This is a genomic window from Nicoliella lavandulae (assembly GCF_037546185.1).
GTDB lineage: Bacteria > Bacillota > Bacilli > Lactobacillales > Lactobacillaceae > Nicoliella > Nicoliella lavandulae.
Window position 1 is genome coordinate 770,269 of the sequence record NZ_JAWMWH010000001.1, and the last position, 21,214, is coordinate 791,482.

Below are 21,214 nucleotides of genomic sequence, written 5' to 3' on the forward strand. Positions count from 1 at the left end.
ATTATTTGAGTTCAATCGATCCTTTTTTATATCGGTCCTTACCTTGATGATAGTCAATTTCAAAGTATTCTTGATCACCAGTTTCAATGGTTGCCCGGTCGTTTAATAGGTTAACGATTTCTTTTTTAAATGCTGCCACTATATCTGCTGGTACGGCAACTACGACGGTTACATTAGCACCATATTGAATGTCATCGATATAGATGTCTTCTTGGTTCAAATGATACTTTAATTGTTCCAAAAGTGGATAGTCAATGGTGATGTTTACCTTAGTTTGTAAGATACGTTCCACTACTCCCACATGGTTAATGGCCTCAGTCGTAGCGTTACTATATGCACGAATTAAACCACCGGCCCCAAGTTTAATGCCCCCAAAGTATCTAGTGACTACAACTGCCACATCGTGGAGTTGTTTTAACTTAATGGCATCTAGAATTGGTAATCCAGCGGTTCCAGACGGTTCACCATTGTCGCTTTTGCGTTGAATATGGTCATCTTGGCCAACCATATAGGCATAGCAGTTATGGGTAGCACTTTTATTTTCCTCAGTGATTTGATCAACGAAGGCCTTCGCTTCTTCCTCGGTTTTGACCCGTTTAACGCTCCCGATAAAACGAGATTTTTTAATGTTGATTTCATTGGCACCACTAGTTTTGACAGTAAGATAAGTTTGTTCTTTTTCCATGGCACGAACCTCCAATTTGAATTATTAACGTATTTTAAATGGGGTGATAAAAATGATTACAGAAATAAATGAACTATACGGCCGACAGACGAATGCATTAGACATTGCACCAGCATTACGCTCGCATGCAGATGTTCAATCGCGTCCGTCCATGCAAATTAACACTCAATCAGTGATTTGCAATCGGTGTGGGATGCAGACAAATAAATCAGCAGCAGCACTGCCCCACCAGCAGTATTATTGTCCACAATGCATTAATTTAGGTCGGATCGTTAGCAATGTCGACTTGGCATTTGTGGCGGAACCCAATCAATTTCAGGTGCTTGATCGACCATTAACGTGGACTGGTCAATTGACCAAAGATCAAGCAGATTGTTCCGCCACCATTATTGAACACTTTCAGCAGCGAAAAGCCCATTTGTTGTGGGCAGTGACTGGTGCGGGCAAGACTGAAATGTTATTTCCAGGAATCGAGTGGGCACTTGCCAATGGGTTACGAATCGCCATTGCGTCGCCCCGCGTGGACGTATGCATTGAGTTATTTCCCCGTCTGCAAGCTGCATTTGCAAATACACCTATGATTTTATTACATGGACGGCAAACTGAAAAGTATCAATACTCACAATTAACGGTTTGTACGACCCATCAGCTGCTAAGATTCTACCATGCTTTTGATATTTTGATTATCGATGAAGTAGATTCGTTCCCATACGCTAATAATCCGGGCCTCCACTTTGCAGTTTCGCAAGCGGTAAAGACTACTGGGACCCAATTATATTTAACGGCTACGCCCAATGATGAGTTATTACGGCTAGTTAAACGAAACCAGCTATCCATTAGCTATTTACCACTGCGGTTTCATCGCCATTTGTTACCACAAATCAAACTACACTTAATTCCTAACTGGCGTCAGCGCTTATTGAAAAAACGGCTACCGAATCGATTGATTCGAGTCATTGACCAAAAAGTTACTGATGGGCAACGGTTTTTATTATTTGTGCCGCATGTTAAGGATTTAAAGCCGATTGAAGAAGCATTACGAGCTAAATTGTCTAGTGGAGCCAAAATGATGACGGTGCATTCAGAAGATGCAAAGCGATTGGAAAAAGTCACGGCCATGCGTGAACAACGGTTGGATTTTTTAATCACGACGACCATTTTAGAACGGGGGGTTACCTTTCCTGGAATCGATGTCATTGTGTTAGGAGCAGATGAACCCATTTTTTCACCTTCGGCATTGGTACAAATTGCTGGCCGAGTGGGACGCAAAAATGACCGCCCAGATGGCAATGTAGATTTTTGGGTTCATAGTAATGCCCGAAACGTTAGTAAGGCTTACCAACAAATTGCCCATATGAATAAGTTAGGAGCGTTAAAGTTAAGGGATGCATAATTGTTTACTATGTCAAAAGCCATTGAATCAAGCCATTACGATTGAATGGCTGCTTTCATTAGCTCCTCAGTTACAAGCACTAACTTGTGCTGATTGTAAACGTCAATTTCATTCAATCTTAAATCTGGAACAGACGTGTCCATTATGTAATCGGGTGGGAACGGATGATCAGGTGTGTGGCGATTGTAAGGACTGGGAAGCGACAACGCCGCATGGTTTTATTAATCAGTCCCTATATGAATATAATGATGCGATGAAGGAATTTATGCATCGGTATAAATTTGTTGGGGACTACCAGTTACGAAAGGTATTTGCCACTGAATTTAGTCAGGTCGCGGATGCAACGAAGCGGGTTGTTGTGCCGATTCCATTAACTAACGATACACTAGCCCGTCGTACTTTTAATCAAACGACTGGCCTTTTGAACGGTCCCTTTGTGGATTGTTTGGCAACCATTGAGCAAATAAAAACAAAGGATCAATCTGCACAAAATCGTTTGCAGCGTAAGTCCATTAGTCAACCGTTTAAAATGAAACCAGATCAAAAAAGGTTGATTCAAGACCAGAATGTATTAGTCGTTGATGACGTATATACGACTGGCACAACGATTCGATTTGCAGCATCATTGCTAATGCAAAATGGTGCTAAAACAGTGAACGGACTTACACTAGCAAGGTAATCAACTGGATTTAGTTTTTATCGTTTTAAAATAGCCCTGAAAATGTTAGAATAGACTAGTTACTAAAAATAGACATAAATGGGTCATTATCCCAATTAATAAAACCGAGAATTATTTGTAAGAAAGGAAATTGATTAATGCCTAATATTTTAAAAAAATGGGTAGAAAGCGATAAACGCGAAATTAAACGCCTTAGCAAACTTGCCGATCAAGTTGGTGAATGGTCAAGAAAATACCGTAAGCTAAGTGATGAAGAGTTAAAAGCTAAGACACCAGAATTCAAAAAACGTTACCAAAATGGTGAAACTTTAGATGATTTATTACCAGAAGGATTTGGGGTTGCTAGAGAAGCTGCTCGCCGGGTCCTTGGTCTAAACCCATTCCACGTTCAAATCATGGGTGGAATTGTGCTTCATGAAGGAAACATTTCAGAAATGAAGACTGGGGAAGGTAAGACTTTAACTTGTACCATGCCAGTTTATTTAAATGCACTTTCTGGTGATGGAGTGCATGTTATTACGGTTAACGAATATCTTTCAGAACGTGATGCCACTGAAATGGGAGAATTATACAACTGGTTAGGACTAACCGTTGGGGTTAATTCATCTGATAAGTCAGCTGAAGAAAAGCGTGAAGCTTACGCTGCCGATATCACTTACTCCACTAATGGTGAAATTGGTTTCGATTACCTTCGTGATAACATGGTGGTATACAAGGAAGACATGGTTCAACGGCCCCTTAACTTTGCCGTAGTCGATGAAGTTGATTCCATCTTAATTGATGAAGCTAGAACGCCATTGATCATTTCTGGTCAAGCAACCACTTCCTCTGAACTTTACAAGTCTGCTGATCAATTTGCGAAGACTTTGACTAAGGATAAAGATTACAAGATTGATTTGGAAAGTAAGACCATTTCACTTACTGACCAAGGAATTGTTAAGGCCGATAAGTTCTTTAACCTAAAGAACCTTTTTGATACTGATAACACGGCACTTACCCACCACATTGATGAAGCATTACGGGCTAATTACATCATGATCCGAGATAAGGATTATGTGGTTCAAGATGACTCCGTTCAAATCGTTGATTCATTTACTGGTCGGATTATGGAAGGACGTCGTTTCTCCGATGGATTGCATCAAGCCATCGAAGCTAAGGAAGGCGTTGAAATCCAACAAGAAAGTAAGACAATGGCTAACATTACTTACCAAAACTTATTCCGGATGTACAAGAAACTTTCTGGAATGACTGGGACTGCACGGACTGAAATTGAAGAATTCCGTGAAATTTACAACATGGAAGTTATCTCAATTCCAACTAATAAGCCAGTTGTCCGGTTAGATGAACCAGATATCTTATACCCAGACTTAAAATCGAAGTTCGAAGCAGTAATTCAAAGAATTAAGAAGTTACACCACGCTGGTCAACCAATCTTGGTTGGAACGGTGGCAGTTGAAACTTCTGAATACCTATCCCACCGCTTAGACGAAGAAGGCATTCCACACGTGGTCTTAAATGCTAAGAACCATGCTAAGGAAGCTGAAATCGTTAAGAATGCTGGACAAAAGGGTGCCGTTACCATCGCCACTAATATGGCTGGTCGTGGGACTGATATTAAATTAGGACCAGGCGTTGTTAAATTAGGTGGATTGGCTGTTATCGGGACTGAACGTCACGAATCACGGCGGATTGATAACCAACTACGGGGCCGTTCTGGTCGTCAAGGAGATCCTGGTTTATCACAATTCTACCTTTCATTAGAAGATGACTTAATGCGTCGTTTCGGTTCTGATCGGGTTAAGAACTTACTTCAACACCTTAAGATTGACGGTGACAGTGCTGCCATTAAGAGCCGGATGATTACTAAGCAAGTCGAATCTGCTCAAAAACGGGTTGAAGGAAATAACTACGATTCTCGTAAGAACGTCTTACAATACGATGATGTGATGAGACAACAACGGGATGTAATGTACAAAGAACGTTATGAAATCATTGAAGAAGATAAGTCACTTGGTTGGGTATTACTACCAATGTTCGAAAGAACGATTAATCACATTGTGAACTTGCATACGCAAGGAAACCAAGAAGACTGGGATCTTCAAACAATTCTGGACTTTGCCATCAGTGCTTTAGTTAGCCCTGACAAGATTAGCTTATCTGACTTGAAGAACAAGTCGAGCGATGAAATTAAGAAGTACTTAATGGACATTGCAAAAGCTAACTACAAGGAAAAGGAATCAGAACTTACTGACCCTGCTCAATTGTTAGAATTTGAAAAGGTCGTATTATTGAGAGTGGTTGATTCACACTGGACTGATCATATTGATGCGATGGATCAATTGAGACAATCAATTGGACTTCGTGGTTATGGTCAATTGAACCCATTGGTTGAATACCAACGTGAAGGATACCGGATGTTCGAAGAAATGATTGCTGATATCGATTACGATACCACTAGATTATTTATGAAGGCCGAAATTCGACAAAACATGGAAAGATAATTTCACTAACGAGCGAAGAGACGTAATGTTCCCTTCGCTTTTTTAGTTTAAAAAGGAGTTTTTGGATGGAACTAAGTGAAGCAAAAAATAAAATTGAAAATATTCAAAAAGCCATTGATGGCTTTAGGGGGTCACTTTGACTTAGATGCATTGAATGAAGAAATTCATATTAATGAGCATAAAATGGCCGAACCAGGTTTTTGGGATGACCAAAACACAGCGAAAAAGTTAATCGCCGAAACTAATCAAATGAAGCAAAAGTACGACCGTTTTCATAATTTAGCCGCCGCAGCTGAAGATTTAACCGTTAACTTAGCGTTATTAGAAGAGGAAAATGATCCTGATTTGATGGCTGAATTTGAGACTAATTTAGCTCAAGTTGAGAAACACTTAGCAGATTATCGACTTAGCTTACTTCTATCGGGTAAGTATGATCATAATAATGCCATCGTAGAAATTCATCCAGGAGCCGGTGGGACTGAATCACAGGACTGGGGTGCCATGTTATTTAGAATGTACACCCGCTGGGCAGAACAACATCACTTTAAGCTAGAAGTATTGAACTATCAAGCTGGTGACGTTGCTGGAATTGATACTGTGACTTTCATGGTCATCGGTGAAAATGCCTATGGATTGCTACAGTCTGAAAAAGGCGTGCATCGATTAGTGCGGATTTCACCATTTGATTCTGCGGGTCGGCGCCATACTTCCTTTGCCTCTGTTGATGTGATGCCAGAATTAGATGATAGTGTTACGGTGGATATTAATCCAGCGGACCTGCGGATTGACTACTTCCGCGCAAGTGGAGCGGGAGGCCAACACGTTAACAAAACTTCTTCTGCCGTTCGAATTACCCATGAGCCAACTGGAATTGTTGTATCTAGTCAGGCCCAACGTTCACAATTGCAAAATCGTGAAACGGCAATGAATATGTTAAAATCTAAGTTGTACGAACGGGAAGAAGAAAAGAAAGCTGAACAAAAGGCTAAAATTGAAGGTGAGCAAAAGGATATTGGTTGGGGCTCACAAATCCGTTCATATGTATTCCATCCTTACACTATGGTTAAAGATCACCGGACGAATTACGAAACTGGTAATGGCCAAGCGGTCATGGATGGCGACTTAGATCCATTTATCAATGCTTTCTTGCAATGGAAACTAAGTCAAAAAAATCCAGATTAAAGGACCGATGTACTAATGAAAATCATATCAATATTAATGCTTATTTTAATTTTTCAACCGGTATTTTGGGTTAGTGTAGTTCGGAACTACCTAATGTCAAAACATCGAATTCAAGCTACCCGACAGCACTTTCATAATGCAATCTATCCACAGCATTTTGAAATTCGTCAATTGTGGATGAACTTACTATTATTTGGGGTAGTTGGCTCTATAATTAGTTTCGTAGTGGGGCCAGTCGTAACCATTATCTGGTTTGCTATTTATCAATGCTTATTATTAATTAACCTCGTATTAATTCCGGGCGTGTTCTTTTCATTTGAAAGCGCAGCAATTGCTGCCGGAATTGCCATTTGGCTTAACTTAACTGGTTATGCAAATCATTTAATTCCAAGTCAACTTTTGAATCACTATGGACTTAGTGCCAGTCCAGCTGCTGCGTTTAACTACGTGTTACTAGCTAGTTTTATCCTATTCATTTTGGGAGCAATCATTGCTAAGGATGGTGGTCGCTATAATATTCCAGTAGTTTCACGTAACGAGCGTAAGAACCGGATTGCCGGCTATCCTTTTAAAACCTTAAATGTAATTCCACTATTTATGTTCATTCCAGGCGATTGGATTCATAGCACCATCCCATACTGGCCCGTAATGATGCTAAATGGTCATTCGCTAGCTTTTGTCGTCGTTCCAGTTAGTTTAGGGTTTCAAATGACCGTCTTTAAGAGCTTGCCAAGATGGTTATTTAAACAACTCGGGAAACGAATAATGCAACTAGCCTTGATTGGTATTTTATTAATGGTAGTGAGTTTATTCTTGCCAATTGCAGCGCTGCCATCATTGTTGATAATGATCCTAGGACTTTGGTGGTTACGGATGCACTTTAAAGCTGTTGATCGAAATCAAGCTGATTGGTATTCTGAAGTCATTGATGGTGTTAGGGTGATTGGCATTGAGCCCAATACGCCAGCTGCTAAGATGCAACTAGCCATTGGGGATGTGATTTTAACCGTTAATAATCAACCAGTTACGAATGAAGATGAATTTTACCGAGCACTACTAAAACAATCGACTTATTGCCGAATGAAAGTTAGAAATCGTGAAGGGCGGTTATTAATTACCGAAACTGCTATTTTTAATAACGCTCCCCATGAAATCGGGGTCGTCCTATTTAAGGGCAAAAGTTAAAGATATTATTAGTGTCTATGGTTTTGCATAGACACTTTTTTTGGATATGTTAGTATTAGTTTATTAATTTGAACCTGAGGTGATTAATTTGAAAACAAAACGTTTAAAACGTTCCCGTAGTAACCGTATTTTAACAGGAGTATTGGGCGGAATCGCTGAGTACTTCGGTATCAACGCCCGTTATCTAAGAATTGCATATATTGTAATTACACTATTAATGATTCATACCATGATTCCAGTTTTAATTTACTTGCTATTGACGGTTTTAATTCCAAATGATTTCCAAACCAATGCTAATCCATTTAGTGGTGGTTTTCGTTCAACTGCTCAAACTAACCAGCATTCCAATGGTGATCGAAAGATCTTACACAACGTTGAAGAAAAAGATGAACCTAAATCTAAGGAGTAAATCATGACGTTTTTAAAACAATTACTATTGAACATGTTCGTGTTCATTGCATTGGCTGGCTTTTTTCAACACTCTGGTAAATTTTATGTTGCCAGCATTACTACGGCGTTATTTGCCGCGTTGATTCTATCCATTTTAAATGCGCTGGTTCGACCATTTATTACTATTTTATCGTTGCCGATTAACATCATAACGTTGGGACTGTTTAGCATTGTGATTAATGGCTTTATGCTGGAATTAACTTCATTGCTAGTGGGTAAAGAGAGCTTTTATTTCTCGTCTTTTGGAACAGCAATGCTCGTTGCAATTATTCTATCGCTTTGTAATGCGATTTTTGCTGATCACTATTCCCAGCAAAATCGCCAATAAGAGTGTATCTAGTCTTATAACGTGATAAAATTAACGTGATATTTGTTTTTATGAACGGAGGAGTTTAGGTGACTGAAGAAGTAACGGTTAAGGATTTAGTCGATAATACCCATTTAAGTGTTGCTTATGGTGAAGACTATTTAGATCGATTAATTACCACTAGTGATATTTCCAGACCTGGTTTAGAGTTAACGGGCTATTTTAATTACTATCCAGCCAAACGAATTCAGTTATTAGGAATTACTGAAACTTCCTTTGCCAAGGGCATGGCTAGTGATGAGCTATACGATGTCATGAAAAAGATGTGTCAGCCTGAAACGCCAGCCTTTGTTATTTCAACTCAATTAGATCCACCAGAAGAACTATTAGATGCTGCTGAAAGTCAGCATATTCCAGTCCTGTGCTCGAAGCTAACTACTTCGCGAGTATTGAGTAATATGACCAACTTCCTTGAAGCAAAATTAGCCGAACGAATGTCCATTCACGGTGAATTAGTTGATATTTATGGGTTAGGGGTCTTGATTACTGGTGACTCTGGAGTCGGTAAGAGCGAAACGGCGTTGGAACTAATTAAGCGGGGCCACCGATTGATTGCAGATGATCGAGTCGAAGTTTATCAACAAGATGAACAAACGCTGATTGGTCAAGCGCCGCGTATCTTAAGACACTTACTGGAAATTCGAGGGATTGGAATTATTGATGCTATGAATTTATTTGGGGCCGGAGCAGTCCGTAGCGATACGCGAGTGGACCTAATCGTTCATCTATCGAATTGGTCTAAGGACACGCCATTCGACCGTTTGGGCAATAACAATGAAACCCAACGATTCTTTGATGTCGATGTCCCTAAACTAAATATTCCAGTTAAAATTGGTCGAAACTTAGCAGTACTGATTGAAGCTGCTGCCATGAACTTTAGAGCTCGTTCCATGGGTTATGATGCTACCAAGGTATTTGATGATAACTTAACTAGTTTAATCAAAGAAAACTCCATTAAAGATGCCCGAGCCCGCAAACGTGAGGCGGCAATTAAGGCTAAGAATAAAGCGGAGATTAATAAACCAAAGCAATAACAACAATCATAATCTTTGAAGGGAATGAATCATCATTAAACTAGCATTAAATCCAATTGCATTTGATTTGGGCCCCATTCAGGTCCATTGGTACGGTATTTTTATCGCCAGTGCCGTCATTTTGGCGGTATATTTATCGGTTCGAGAGGGAAACAAGCGGGGCATTAAAGCTGATAATATTTATGACATGTTACTGTGGGCATTGCCATTTTCTATCATTAGCGCCCGATTGTACTACGTTGCCTTTCAGTGGAGCTATTATCAAAATCATCTAGATGAAATTATTCGAATCTGGGACGGTGGAATTGCCATCTATGGTTCGTTGATCGGTGCGGCAATCGTGATTATCTTATTCTGTCGTTCCCGATTGATCCCGGTTTGGCTCATGTTAGATGTTATTTCGCCGACGGTCTTGTTGGCACAAGGAATTGGTCGGTGGGGTAATTTTATGAACCAAGAAGCCTTTGGTCAGATTACCAGTCTAGCGTTCTTGCAGCATTTGCATTTGCCACAGTTTATTATTAATCAAATGTATATCGGTGGCGCATATCGACAACCCACCTTCCTCTACGAATCGCTATGGAGTTTTTTGGGGGTAGCAGTAATTTTATCATTGCGACACGTTCCTCATTTCTTCAAACGCGGTGAAGTTTTTCTAATGTATGTTCTATGGTATTCATTTGGTCGGTTCTTCGTTGAAGGAATGCGAACTGATAGTCTAATGATCGGTAGTATTCGAGTTTCGCAATGGTTATCCATTGTCCTCTTCGTAGTTGCAATTGGTTTAATCATCTATCGGCGTCGCAAGTATCCAGATGCCAGTTGGTATTTAGACGGTGCAAAACGAATTTTACAATAAATAAAAAGGTGAAGTGAAAAACATGACAGAAAAAATTGCAGTTTTAGGAGCTGGCTCATGGGGCAGTATGTTAGCAAACATCCTAGCTCAAAACGGAAATGACGTTCGACTTTGGTCATACAAGCCAGCGCAAGTGGCAGAATTAAATAATGATCATACTAATTCCAAATACTTAAAAGATTTTACTTTCTCAGATTCATTGGTTGCCTATTCCGACATGAAGGCTGCAATGGATGGGGTAGATGACGTATTGTTCGTTGTTCCCGCTCAAGTAACCCGTTCGGTTGCTAAAAAAGCAGATGCCATCATTGCTGAATTAGGGATTAAACCCAATTTGATCCATGCTAGTAAGGGAATCGAAGAAAAAACATATAAGCGTATGTCAGAAGTGCTAGCTGAAGAAATTGCCCCCGCCCATCGTCGCTCAATTTCCGTTCTTTCTGGTCCTAGTCAAGCCGAAGATGTTGCTCGTGGTGATATTACACTGGTCACGGTAGCAAGTGAAGACATGCAAGTTGCTGAGCATATTCAATCATTGTTCATGAACGACCACTTCCGGGTCTATACCAATGATGATGTGATCGGAGTAGAAATTGGGGCAGCTTTGAAGAATATCATTGCCCTTGGTGCCGGGGCCTTAGTTGGGCTAGGTTATGGTGATAACGCCAAGGCTTCCTTAATTACCCGGGGCTTGGCTGAAATTTCACGTTTAGGGACTTCATTTGGTGCAAACCCGCTAACGTTTATTGGATTATCTGGCGTGGGGGACTTAATTGTTACCGCCACTAGCTCTGATTCTAGAAACTGGCGGGCTGGGAACCAACTTGGTAAGGGCCAAACCCTAGAAGATGTTGTTAACAACATGGGGATGGTCATTGAAGGAGTTGCTACTACCCGGGCAGCATATGAATTAGCTAAGCAACGTGGCGTTGAAATGCCAATTACTTCTGCTATCTATCATGTTTTGTATGATCATGCTGATATTAAAGCATCCATTAGCAAATTAATGCAACGTGAAGGTCGTTCAGAATTAAACTAAATCGCAATTTAATTAAACTATTAGGAGTTTTGTATTATGAAAAAGATTAGAAAAGCAATTATTCCAGCTGCTGGATTAGGAACTAGATTCTTACCAGAAACTAAGGCCGTGCCAAAAGAAATGCTACCAGTGGTTGATACCCCTACCATTCAATTGATCGTTGAAGAAGCTAAGGCTTCTGGAATTACTGATATCTTAATCATCATTGGTCGGAATAAACGAAATATTGAAGATCACTTTGATTCCAACCCAGAATTGGAAGCTAACTTAGCCCGTAAGCATAAGGATAAGATGTTAAAGGCCGTTCAAGAAACCAATGGGATGAACATCTACTTTATCCGCCAAAATCATCCAGACGGGTTAGGGGATGCCGTTTCCACTGCCCGCAGTTTCGTAGGGGATGAACCATTCGTTATTATGTTAGGTGATGATATTGCTAAGGCTGAAGAACCATTGACTAAGCAATTGATCGATTGTTACGAAGAAACTGGTGAATCCACGTTAGCAGTTATGCGAGTACCACATGAAGATACTGCTAAGTACGGGGTAATTGCGCCAACTAAGGAAATCAAGCCCGGACTATACGACGTGGATAGTTTTGTTGAAAAACCAAACCCAGAAGATGCCCCAAGTGATTTAGCCATCATTGGTCGGTACCTATTGACCCCTAACATTTTTGATATTTTAGCTGAAACTAAACCTGGTAAGGGAAATGAAATTCAATTAACCGATGCAATTGATACCCTTAACAAGACCCACAAAGTCTACGCTCACGAATTAGTTGGTTCTAGATACGATACTGGAAACAAGTTTGGTTGGTTGAAGACCAATATTGAATATGGACTAGAACATCCAGAAGTAAAGGATGAATTGCGTGCATACATTAAGGAATTAGGCCAACAATTAATTGATGAAGATCAAAAATAATGCATTGGGTACAAACTAATGGACAAATTTACTTATTAATAGTAAGCTATGTACATTAACGATTTAGATAAGGAGTGTTCAATCAGTGGAAAGTTATGATGTAATTGTGATTGGTGCTGGTCCCAGTGGAATGACTAGTGCACTTTACGCTTCCCGTGCTAATCTATCAGTATTAATGATTGATCGAGGGATTTATGGTGGCCAAATGAATAATACGGCTGAAATTGAAAACTATCCTGGTTTTAAGTCCATTTTGGGTCCTGATTTAGCTAAGAACATGTACGAAGGCTCAATTAATTTTGGGGCTAAGTATGGTTATGGAACGGTTGAATCAATTGAAGACCAGGGTGCCGTTAAAGTTGTGCACACTGATAATGGTGATTATCAAGCTAAGGCGATTATCATCGGCACTGGTTCTCAATACCGTAAACTAGGGGTTGAAGGTGAAGATAGCTACGGCGGCCGCGGAGTTTCTTACTGCGCAGTCTGTGACGGAGCGTTCTTTAAGAACAAGGAAGTAGTAGTGGTTGGTGGTGGTGATTCCGCCATTCAAGAATCACTATATTTGGCTCAATTAGTATCTAAGGTAACGGTGGTTCACCGGCGTGATGAGCTTAGAGCCCAAAAGGTGCTGCAAGACCAAGCATTTGCTAATGATAAGATCAATTTTGTTTGGAATACTAGTGTGACCGAAGTGGTCGGTGATGATGCTAAAGTAACTGGAGTTAAGACCATTAATAATGAAACGAACGAAACTGGATTGATCAATGCCAGTGGTGTGTTTATTTATGTTGGAAATCTACCAATTACTGGCGCTTTTGCCAACCTTCATATTACTGATGAAAAGGGTTGGATCAAGACTAATGACCGAATGGAAACATCCATGCCAGGGATTTTTGCCGTGGGTGATGTTCGAGCTAAGGAATTACGCCAAGTGGTCACTGCAGTTGGCGATGGTGGAATTGCTGGTCAAAATGCATTCCATTACATCCAAAATATGTAAAGTGTTTATTCTTTGAAAAAAGCAAAACAGTGTTAAAATAAAGATAACAAGTGGGGGAGGCGTCCTTCCCCACTTTTTTATGCGAAAAAATAAGTTATTGCAACTCGAAAGGGGACTAAGTAAATGGCAAAGATTAATCGAATTACGGATAATAAATTCGACTTGGTTTCAGATTACAGTCCAACTGGTGATCAACCCAAGGCAATTGAAGAATTAACCAACGGGATTAAACAAGGCGATAAAGAACAGGTCTTGTTAGGTGCAACTGGAACTGGGAAGACGTTTACTATTTCTAATGTGATTAAAAATGTAAATAAACCAACGCTTGTGCTATCCCATAATAAGACCCTTGCTGGTCAATTATATAGTGAATTAAAGCGGTTCTTTCCACACAATGCGGTGGAATACTTCGTTAGTTATTATGATTATTACCAACCAGAAGCATACGTGCCATCTAGTGATACCTATATTGAAAAGGATTCATCAATTAATGATGAAATTGATCAATTACGGCATGCGGCCACGAGTGCGTTACTAGAACGAAATGATGTAATTGTAGTGGCATCCGTATCCGCTATTTTTGGATTAGGAAGTCCAAAGGAATATTTTGATCACACGATTCCATTACACGTGGGTCAAGAAATTGATCGTGATACATTATTACGGGAATTAGTGAACATCCAATTTGACCGGAATGATATTGATTTTCAACGGGGCCGGTTCAGAGTGCGTGGTGACGTGGTAGAAGTCTTCCCAGCATCTGGTAGTAAATATGCATATCGAATTGAATTTTTCGGGGATGAAATTGATCGCATTCGCGAAATTGATACCCTAACTGGTGAGATTATTAGTGATAAGGATAAAATCATCATTTTCCCAGCAACTCACTTCTTAGCAGATGATCAAATTATGGATCATGCCTTAGATGGAATTAAGCAGGAACTAGATTCCCAATCTAAGAAGTTAACCGATGAAGGAAAGTTACTAGAAGCCCAACGACTAAAGCAACGCACGACTTATGATATTGAAATGATGCGTGAAATGGGTTATACCAACGGCATTGAAAACTATTCGCGGTATATGGATGGTCGGAAACCAGGGGAACCACCATACACGTTAATGGATTTCTTCCCTAAGGACTTTTTGATGGTCGTTGATGAGTCCCACCAAACGATTCCACAAGTTGGTGGGATGTATAATGGGGATAAAGCCCGGAAGGAACGGTTAATTGAATACGGATTCCGGCTCCCCAGTGCCTTAGATAACCGGCCATTACAAATGCCTGAATTTGAAAAACACATTAATCAGGTTATTTATATGTCAGCGACTCCTGGCCCATATGAATTAAAGCACGCCGACCAAGTAGTTCAACAAATTATCCGACCAACCGGTTTATTGGATCCAATCGTGAAGGTTCGACCAATTATGGGTCAAATGGATGATTTAGTGGGGGAAATCAATAAACGAATCGACCGTAACGAGCGGACATTTGTTACGACATTAACGAAGAAAATGGCGGAAGATTTAACTGACTACCTAAAGGATTTAGGAATTCGCGTGCGTTATTTGCATAGTGATATTAAGACCCTCGAACGGACTAAGATTATTCATGACCTGCGAGCAGGTAAGTTCGATGTTTTAGTTGGAATTAATCTCCTTCGGGAAGGAATTGATGTGCCGGAAGTATCATTAGTGGTGATTTTAGATGCTGATAAGGAAGGGTTCTTACGGAATGAACGTTCCTTGATTCAAACGATTGGTCGGGCCGCCAGAAACGAACATGGTGAAGTAATTATGTATGCGGATGACATGACTGATTCGATGAAGAAGGCCATTGATGAAACCCAGCGGCGGCGTGAAATTCAAGAGCAATACAACCATGAGCATGGAATTACGCCCCATACGATTAAGAAGGCGATTTCACCAGTTATCTCCGTTAGTGGAGATCAAGTAGCCGCTGAAAATGACGCTACGAATGGTGAAATTGTTACGACTGACTTTAAGAAGATGAGTAAGGCGGAAAAACAAGCCATGATTGGCCGCCTAGAAGACGAAATGCAGTCTGCATCGAAGCGACTTGACTTCGAACATGCCGCTAACTTACGGGATACAATTATTGAATTGCAGGCGAAGATGTAAGGAGGACTGTTTTGTTAAACGATAAAATTATTATTCGCGGTGCGCGCGAACATAACTTAAAAGACATTAATGTGACCATTCCTAAAAATAAATTAACGGTCGTAACGGGATTATCTGGTTCCGGAAAAAGTTCGTTAGCATTTGATACGTTATATGCTGAGGGTCAACGGCGGTATGTAGAAAGTTTATCGTCATATGCACGGCAATTTTTAGGGCAAATGGATAAACCAGACGTAGATTCGATTGAAGGGCTAAGCCCAGCCATTTCAATTGATCAAAAGACAACGTCGCATAATCCACGTTCAACGGTGGGAACGGTCACTGAAATCAATGACTATTTCCGGCTGTTATGGGCACGAGTAGGAACCCCAATTTGTCCAAATGATGGGACTAAGATTACTAGTCAATCCATTGATCAAATGATGGGCGAAATGCTTAATTTACCTGAACGGACGCGTCTACAGATCCTAGCGCCCGTAGTGCGGGATAAAAAGGGTCAACATAAAGAGATTTTAAAGAAGATTAAACGGGAAGGATTTGTGCGGATTCAAGTTGATGGTGAAGTCATGGACTTAGATGACTCAGTCGAATTGGATAAGAACAAACGCCATACCATTAACGTGGTCGTAGACCGCATTATCATCAAAGACGGCATTAATTCCAGACTTTCAGATTCATTGGAAGCTGCATTACGACTTAGTGATGGATACGCAATTGCTGATTTTATGGGTAAACGGGACAACATGGTCTTTTCAGAACATTACTCGTGTCCATTCTGTGGCTTTACAGTTGGGAAGCTGGAACCACGACTATTTTCATTTAATTCACCACTGGGAGCCTGTCCTGATTGTGATGGATTAGGGATTAAATTAGAAGTGGATCTAGATTTAGTAATTCCAGACCGCAGTAAAACCTTGGCTCAAGGAGCCCTAGCACCATGGAATCCAATTAGTTCTGAATACTATCCAAATATGTTAAAGCAAGCTTGTGAACACTTTGGAATTGATATGAACACGCCATTCAATAAATTACCAAAGAAGCAACGTGACTTGGTGCTTTACGGGTCTGGTGATCAGCAATTCCACTTTAACTTCGAAAGTAATTTTGGTGGTAAGCGTGACTTAGACATGCCATTTGAAGGGGTGATTAATAATATTAATCGCCGTTATCATAACACTAATAGTGAATTTACTAGAAAGACCATGCGTGAGTACATGACTGAATTAACCTGCCAGACGTGTCATGGCTACCGGTTAAATGAACGAGCTTTAAGTGTGAAGGTAGCTGGTCAAAATATTAGTCAGGTGGCAGCAATTGATGTTCAAAAGGAATTGGACTACTTTAGCCAATTACAATTTGGTGAACAAGATTCAGTAATTGCCAAACCGATCGTAAAGGAAATCATCGACCGCCTTAGTTTCCTAAAGAACGTTGGGTTAGACTATTTAACCCTCGCCCGTTCTGCTGGAACCCTATCTGGTGGAGAATCACAACGGATTCGATTAGCAACTCAAATTGGATCGAATTTGTCCGGAGTGTTATATGTCCTTGATGAACCATCGATTGGATTGCATCAACGGGATAACAATCGACTAATTAAATCATTACAATCAATGCGGGACTTAGGCAATACATTGGTCGTAGTCGAACATGATAAAGATACCATGGATGATGCTGATTACATTGTTGACATTGGTCCTGGGGCCGGTGAAAATGGTGGAAAGGTCATGGCTGCTGGAACGCCAGCGGAAGTAGCTAAGAATCCACATTCACTAACTGGTCAATATCTATCTGGGAAGAAGTTTATTCCGGTTCCATTGAAACGCCGGACTGGTAACGGTAAAAAGATTACGATTACTGGGGCACAAGCTAATAACTTAAAGGACATTACCGTTAGTTTTCCCCTGGGTGAATTTATCGTGGTTTCTGGGGTTTCTGGATCTGGTAAATCAACATTAGTTAATACCATTTTAAAACGGGCATTAGCACAAAAATTAAATCATAATTCAACTAAGCCTGGTAAGTACAAGTCCATTCGGGGCTATAAGAATATTGAAAAACTAGTTAGTATCGATCAAAGCCCAATTGGCCGGACTCCCCGGAGTAACCCGGCAACGTATACGGGGGTTTTTGATGATATCCGTGATTTATTTGCTGAAACTAATGAAGCCAAGTTACGTGGTTATAAGAAGGGCCGGTTTAGCTTTAACGTTAAGGGTGGCCGCTGTGAAACATGTCATGGGGATGGAATTTTAAAGATTGAAATGAACTTCCTTCCCGATGTCTATGTACCGTGTGAAGTTTGTCATGGTAAGCGGTATAACGCCGAAACCTTGGAAGTTGAATATAAAGGTAAAAACATTTCTGATGTATTGGATATGACCGTAAGCGAAGCCTTAGATTTCTTTAAGGCCATTCCCAAAATTACGCGGAAATTAGAGACCATTAATGAAGTGGGCCTTGGCTACGTCAAATTAGGCCAACCCGCAACTACTTTATCTGGTGGGGAAGCCCAACGGATGAAGCTATCGGCTGAACTTTACAAAAAATCAGATGGTAAAAACCTATATATCTTAGATGAACCAACGATTGGATTGCATACTGATGATATCGGACGATTGCTCAAAATCCTGCATGAATTAGTTGCTAAGGGCAATACTGTTTTGATCATTGAACACAGTTTAGATGTGATTAAAACTGCCGATTATTTAATTGACTTAGGACCTGAAGGTGGTGACGGTGGTGGCCAAATCGTCGCAACGGGTACCCCAGAAGAAGTCTGCCAAGTCAAAAATAGTTATACGGGTCAATATCTAAAGCCAGTTTTAGAAGTTGATACCAAACGAACCAAAGAGTTAAAAGAATAATTAAGAAAGGGCGAATGTTCGCCTTTTTTTATTGTTTTTTTAAAAAAGAAACACCAGGTGTGTTATACTATGCTTTATGGTTTAAACCATTAATTAAATTATAAAATAAATTGAATAAAAAAATAATCGTAGTTAACAAGTGATTTAACGCTAAATTAAGCGATGAGGAGGGTCAATCAATGCCGCAGATTAAATCTCACCAACCACGCATTGTGGTAATTGGTGGTGGAACTGGGGTTCCAGTGATTTTAAAGTCGCTCAAGAAGCGGGATGTTGATATTACCGCAATTGTAACAGTTGCGGATGATGGAGGTTCATCTGGAATCTTGCGTAATTATATCAATGTGGTCCCACCTGGTGATATTCGAAATGTTATCGTAGCATTATCAGATGCCAATCCAGAATTTTTAAAACTATTTCAATATCGATTTAAAGGTACGGATAAGTTTTTAGCTGGTCATGCCATTGGTAACCTATTAATTACTGCACTATCAGAAATGAAGGGTAATATTTTCAATGGAGTGCAAGAACTAACTAAATTATTAGATGTGAAGGGGCATATTTATCCCGCTAGTGATGACTTGATTACCCTTCATGCTAAGTTCACTGATGGAACGGAATTAGCAGGTGAATCTGAGATTACTAATGCGCATAAAATGATTGAACGGGTTTGGGTTGATCGAGATGATCAAAATGGCGCGCCTAAGGCTGCCCAACCAGTGGTGGATGCGATTTTAAACGCAGATCAAATTGTATTGGGACCAGGAAGTTTATTTACTAGCATCCTACCTAATTTAATGATTCCAGAAGTTCACGAAGCCATCTTACACACTAGTGCTGAAATTGTTTATATTTGTAATATTATGACACAAAATGGTGAAACTAATGGTCTAAGTGATTCAGATCACGTGGCCATTTTAAATCGTCATTTTGAAAAGAATATTATTAATGCGGTCATGGTCAATAATAAAAAAGTCCCCGTTAATTATATTGATCGAAGCCATTCTGATGAAACGTCACATCAAGTTAAGCATGATCAAGCGGGCTTAGAAAAACAGGGATGTAAGGTCATTGCTTCTGACTTTTTAAAGCTACATGATCATGGAGCTTATCATAATGGGGATGCTGTATCGAATGAGTTAATTCGATTGATTGAAAAGGATAGTAATGGAGTGAATTGAAATGTCGTATGCTAGTCAAGTTAAAAAAGAACTTACTACGCTAAAGGTTCGTAGGAAGAATGCCAAACCAGAACTAATGGCATTGATTCGAATGAATGGTTCGCTAACAATTGTGAATCATGAACTAATTTTAAATGTTCAAACTGAAAATCCGGCCATTGCGCGGCGGATTTATCGACTATTATTAGAATTTTATGATGTTGAAAGTAATCTAATCGTTAGAAAACGCATGAAATTAAAAAAGAATAATGTTTATGTAGTTCGAATTACTAATAATACTAAAAATATTTTAGATGATTTAGGAATCTTACAGGATTATCAAATCATCGAACGAGTTCCAGTCGAATTATTGAAGGATGATTCTCAAGTGCGTTCATATCTACGTGGTGCCTTTCTAGCTGGCGGTTCAGTTAATAATCCGGAAACGTCGCGTTATCATTTAGAAATCTATTCATTGTATGAAACTCACAATGAAATGATTGCCGAAATGATGAATCGCTATCATCTAGAAGCAAAGACCACCAGTCGGCGGAGTGGGTATATTACCTACTTAAAGGGAGCTGAAAAGATTGCTGATTTCTTGCAGCTGATTGGGGCTACTAATTCGATGCTTCACTTTGAAGATATTCGAATTGTCCGTGATATGCGAAATTCGGTTAACCGGTTAGTGAACTGCGAAAATGCTAATATGAATAAGGTTGCGAATGCTTCAACGCGTCAAATCGCAAGCATTAACTTTATTGCAGAAACGGTCGGCCTAGATCAATTGCCTGATAAACTACGTGAAGTAGCAGAATTACGCCTAGCTAATAAAGAAGTTACTTTAAAAGAATTGGGCGAAATGGTGCCTAGTGGCACGATTTCTAAATCAGGCATTAATCACCGGTTAAAAAAGATTAGCGACTTTGCTGAAAAAATAAGGCTGCAAACTGAAGAACGAATTGCAGCCGTTAGTAACGATTAAAATAATTTAAACACATCAAAATAGCCTAGCAAAGATAGATTATTTCTATCTTCGCTAGGCTATTGTTGAATATTTATCGATTGTTTATATAGCTACAAAAAAACGGTGATGACTTCAGATGAGTCATCGCCGTTTTAAAATTGATTATTTGTTATCGCCTTTGTTTAATTCAGTCTTGCTAGTCATAATACCATCTAATAAACCATATTTAACGGCTTCATCGGCAGTTAAGTAGTTATCACGATCAGTATCACGGTTAATCTTAGCAACCGTTTGACCAGAGTTTTCAGCTAAAATCTTGTTTAACATCTTACGAGCACTCAAGATGGATTCAGCGGCGATTTCAATATCACTTTGCTTTCCTTGAGCACCACCAGATGGTTGGTGAATCATAACTTGTGAGTGAGGTAATGCGAAACGTTTCCCCTTAGTACCAGAAGAAGCAAGCACACTGGCCATTGATGCAGCCATTCCCATTACGATGGTTTGAACGTCTGATTTAACAAACTTCATTGTATCGTAAATTGCCATTCCAGAAGTGATAACACCACCTGGTGAGTTAATGTAAAGATAAATATCCTTATCTGAGTCTTGGGCATCCAAGAATAGTAATTGAGCAATAATTGAATTAGCCATATCGTCTTCGATTGGACCTGATAACATGATGATCCGGTCTTTTAATAAACGAGAGTAAATGTCATAAGCTCTTTCGCCATTAGCGGATTGCTCGATAACAGTTGGGATTAAGTTCATTTTAAT

General features: G+C 39.8%; 18 protein-coding genes. 16 read left to right on the forward strand and 2 right to left on the reverse strand.

Annotated features, from left to right (window positions below; genetic code table 11):
- Position 1 precedes the first annotated feature (1 nt).
- A complete protein-coding gene (locus R4146_RS03565; protein WP_339960064.1) occupies positions 2 to 685 on the reverse strand; it encodes a YigZ family protein in 684 nt (227 codons plus the stop codon).
- A gap of 52 nt (positions 686 to 737) precedes the next feature.
- On the opposite strand from R4146_RS03565, the gene R4146_RS03570 reads away from it, so the two are divergent.
- From R4146_RS03570 to whiA, 16 genes are all read left to right on the forward strand, one after another.
- Positions 738 to 2,078 carry an ATP-dependent helicase ComFA gene (locus R4146_RS03570; RefSeq protein WP_339960065.1) on the forward strand — a complete coding sequence of 447 codons (1,341 nt, stop codon included), beginning with the start codon at positions 738 to 740 and terminating at the stop codon, positions 2,076 to 2,078.
- The gene (locus R4146_RS03575; RefSeq protein WP_339960066.1) at positions 2,071 to 2,757 is read left to right on the forward strand and encodes a ComF family protein; all 687 of its coding nucleotides are present in this window, start codon (positions 2,071 to 2,073) and stop codon (positions 2,755 to 2,757) included. Before R4146_RS03570 ends, R4146_RS03575 begins: the two co-directional genes overlap by 8 nt.
- A 137-nt stretch (positions 2,758 to 2,894) precedes the next feature.
- Positions 2,895 to 5,258, forward strand: a complete 2,364-nt coding sequence (gene secA / locus R4146_RS03580; RefSeq protein ID WP_339960067.1) for a preprotein translocase subunit SecA — start codon at positions 2,895 to 2,897, stop codon at positions 5,256 to 5,258.
- Between the two features lie 65 nt (positions 5,259 to 5,323).
- Positions 5,324 to 6,440, forward strand: a protein-coding gene (prfB, locus tag R4146_RS03585) for a peptide chain release factor 2 (protein WP_339960068.1) whose coding sequence is annotated in 2 segments (ribosomal slippage) — positions 5,324 to 5,395 and positions 5,397 to 6,440 — 1,116 coding nt in all. Because the reading frame shifts where the segments join, the coding sequence is not laid out codon by codon here.
- A gap of 93 nt (positions 6,441 to 6,533) precedes the next feature.
- Positions 6,534 to 7,625 carry a PDZ domain-containing protein gene (locus R4146_RS03590; protein WP_339960069.1) on the forward strand — a complete coding sequence of 364 codons (1,092 nt, stop codon included), beginning with the start codon at positions 6,534 to 6,536 and terminating at the stop codon, positions 7,623 to 7,625.
- An 88-nt stretch (positions 7,626 to 7,713) separates the two neighbouring features.
- A complete protein-coding gene (locus R4146_RS03595) occupies positions 7,714 to 8,034 on the forward strand; it encodes a PspC domain-containing protein (RefSeq protein WP_339960070.1) in 321 nt (106 codons plus the stop codon).
- A gap of 3 nt (positions 8,035 to 8,037) precedes the next feature.
- The gene (locus tag R4146_RS03600; protein ID WP_339960071.1) at positions 8,038 to 8,403 is read left to right on the forward strand and encodes a phage holin family protein; all 366 of its coding nucleotides are present in this window, start codon (positions 8,038 to 8,040) and stop codon (positions 8,401 to 8,403) included.
- 68 nt (positions 8,404 to 8,471) lie between these two features.
- Positions 8,472 to 9,476 carry an HPr(Ser) kinase/phosphatase gene (hprK, locus tag R4146_RS03605; RefSeq protein ID WP_339960072.1) on the forward strand — a complete coding sequence of 335 codons (1,005 nt, stop codon included), beginning with the start codon at positions 8,472 to 8,474 and terminating at the stop codon, positions 9,474 to 9,476.
- A 28-nt stretch (positions 9,477 to 9,504) separates the two neighbouring features.
- Entirely contained in the window at positions 9,505 to 10,335 is an 831-nt protein-coding gene (gene lgt, locus R4146_RS03610; protein ID WP_339960651.1) for a prolipoprotein diacylglyceryl transferase, read from the forward strand.
- A gap of 22 nt (positions 10,336 to 10,357) precedes the next feature.
- Positions 10,358 to 11,374, forward strand: a complete 1,017-nt coding sequence (locus R4146_RS03615) for an NAD(P)H-dependent glycerol-3-phosphate dehydrogenase (RefSeq protein WP_339960073.1) — start codon at positions 10,358 to 10,360, stop codon at positions 11,372 to 11,374.
- Between the two features lie 36 nt (positions 11,375 to 11,410).
- Positions 11,411 to 12,301: a UTP--glucose-1-phosphate uridylyltransferase GalU gene (galU, locus tag R4146_RS03620; protein WP_339960074.1), complete on the forward strand. Its 891-nt coding sequence runs from the start codon at positions 11,411 to 11,413 to the stop codon at positions 12,299 to 12,301.
- Between the two features lie 85 nt (positions 12,302 to 12,386).
- Positions 12,387 to 13,304 (forward strand): thioredoxin-disulfide reductase, encoded by a 918-nt coding sequence (gene trxB, locus R4146_RS03625; RefSeq protein WP_339960075.1) that lies wholly within the window; start codon positions 12,387 to 12,389, stop codon positions 13,302 to 13,304.
- Positions 13,305 to 13,427: 123 nt separating this feature from the next.
- A complete protein-coding gene (uvrB, locus tag R4146_RS03630) occupies positions 13,428 to 15,443 on the forward strand; it encodes an excinuclease ABC subunit UvrB (protein WP_339960076.1) in 2,016 nt (671 codons plus the stop codon).
- Between the two features lie 11 nt (positions 15,444 to 15,454).
- Positions 15,455 to 18,310, forward strand: coding sequence for an excinuclease ABC subunit UvrA (gene uvrA / locus R4146_RS03635; RefSeq protein ID WP_339960078.1), 2,856 nt, complete (start codon positions 15,455 to 15,457; stop codon positions 18,308 to 18,310).
- Positions 18,311 to 18,489: 179 nt separating this feature from the next.
- On the forward strand, positions 18,490 to 19,491 hold the full coding sequence (gene mgfK / locus R4146_RS03640; RefSeq protein WP_339960079.1) for a gluconeogenesis morphogenetic factor MgfK: 1,002 nt from the start codon (positions 18,490 to 18,492) through the stop codon (positions 19,489 to 19,491).
- A gap of 1 nt (position 19,492) precedes the next feature.
- Entirely contained in the window at positions 19,493 to 20,455 is a 963-nt protein-coding gene (whiA, locus tag R4146_RS03645) for a DNA-binding protein WhiA (protein WP_339960080.1), read from the forward strand.
- A gap of 144 nt (positions 20,456 to 20,599) precedes the next feature.
- On the opposite strand, the gene R4146_RS03650 is transcribed toward whiA, so the two are convergent.
- Positions 20,600 to 21,208, reverse strand: coding sequence for an ATP-dependent Clp protease proteolytic subunit (locus tag R4146_RS03650; protein ID WP_339960081.1), 609 nt, complete (start codon positions 21,206 to 21,208; stop codon positions 20,600 to 20,602).
- Positions 21,209 to 21,214: the final 6 nt, after the last annotated feature.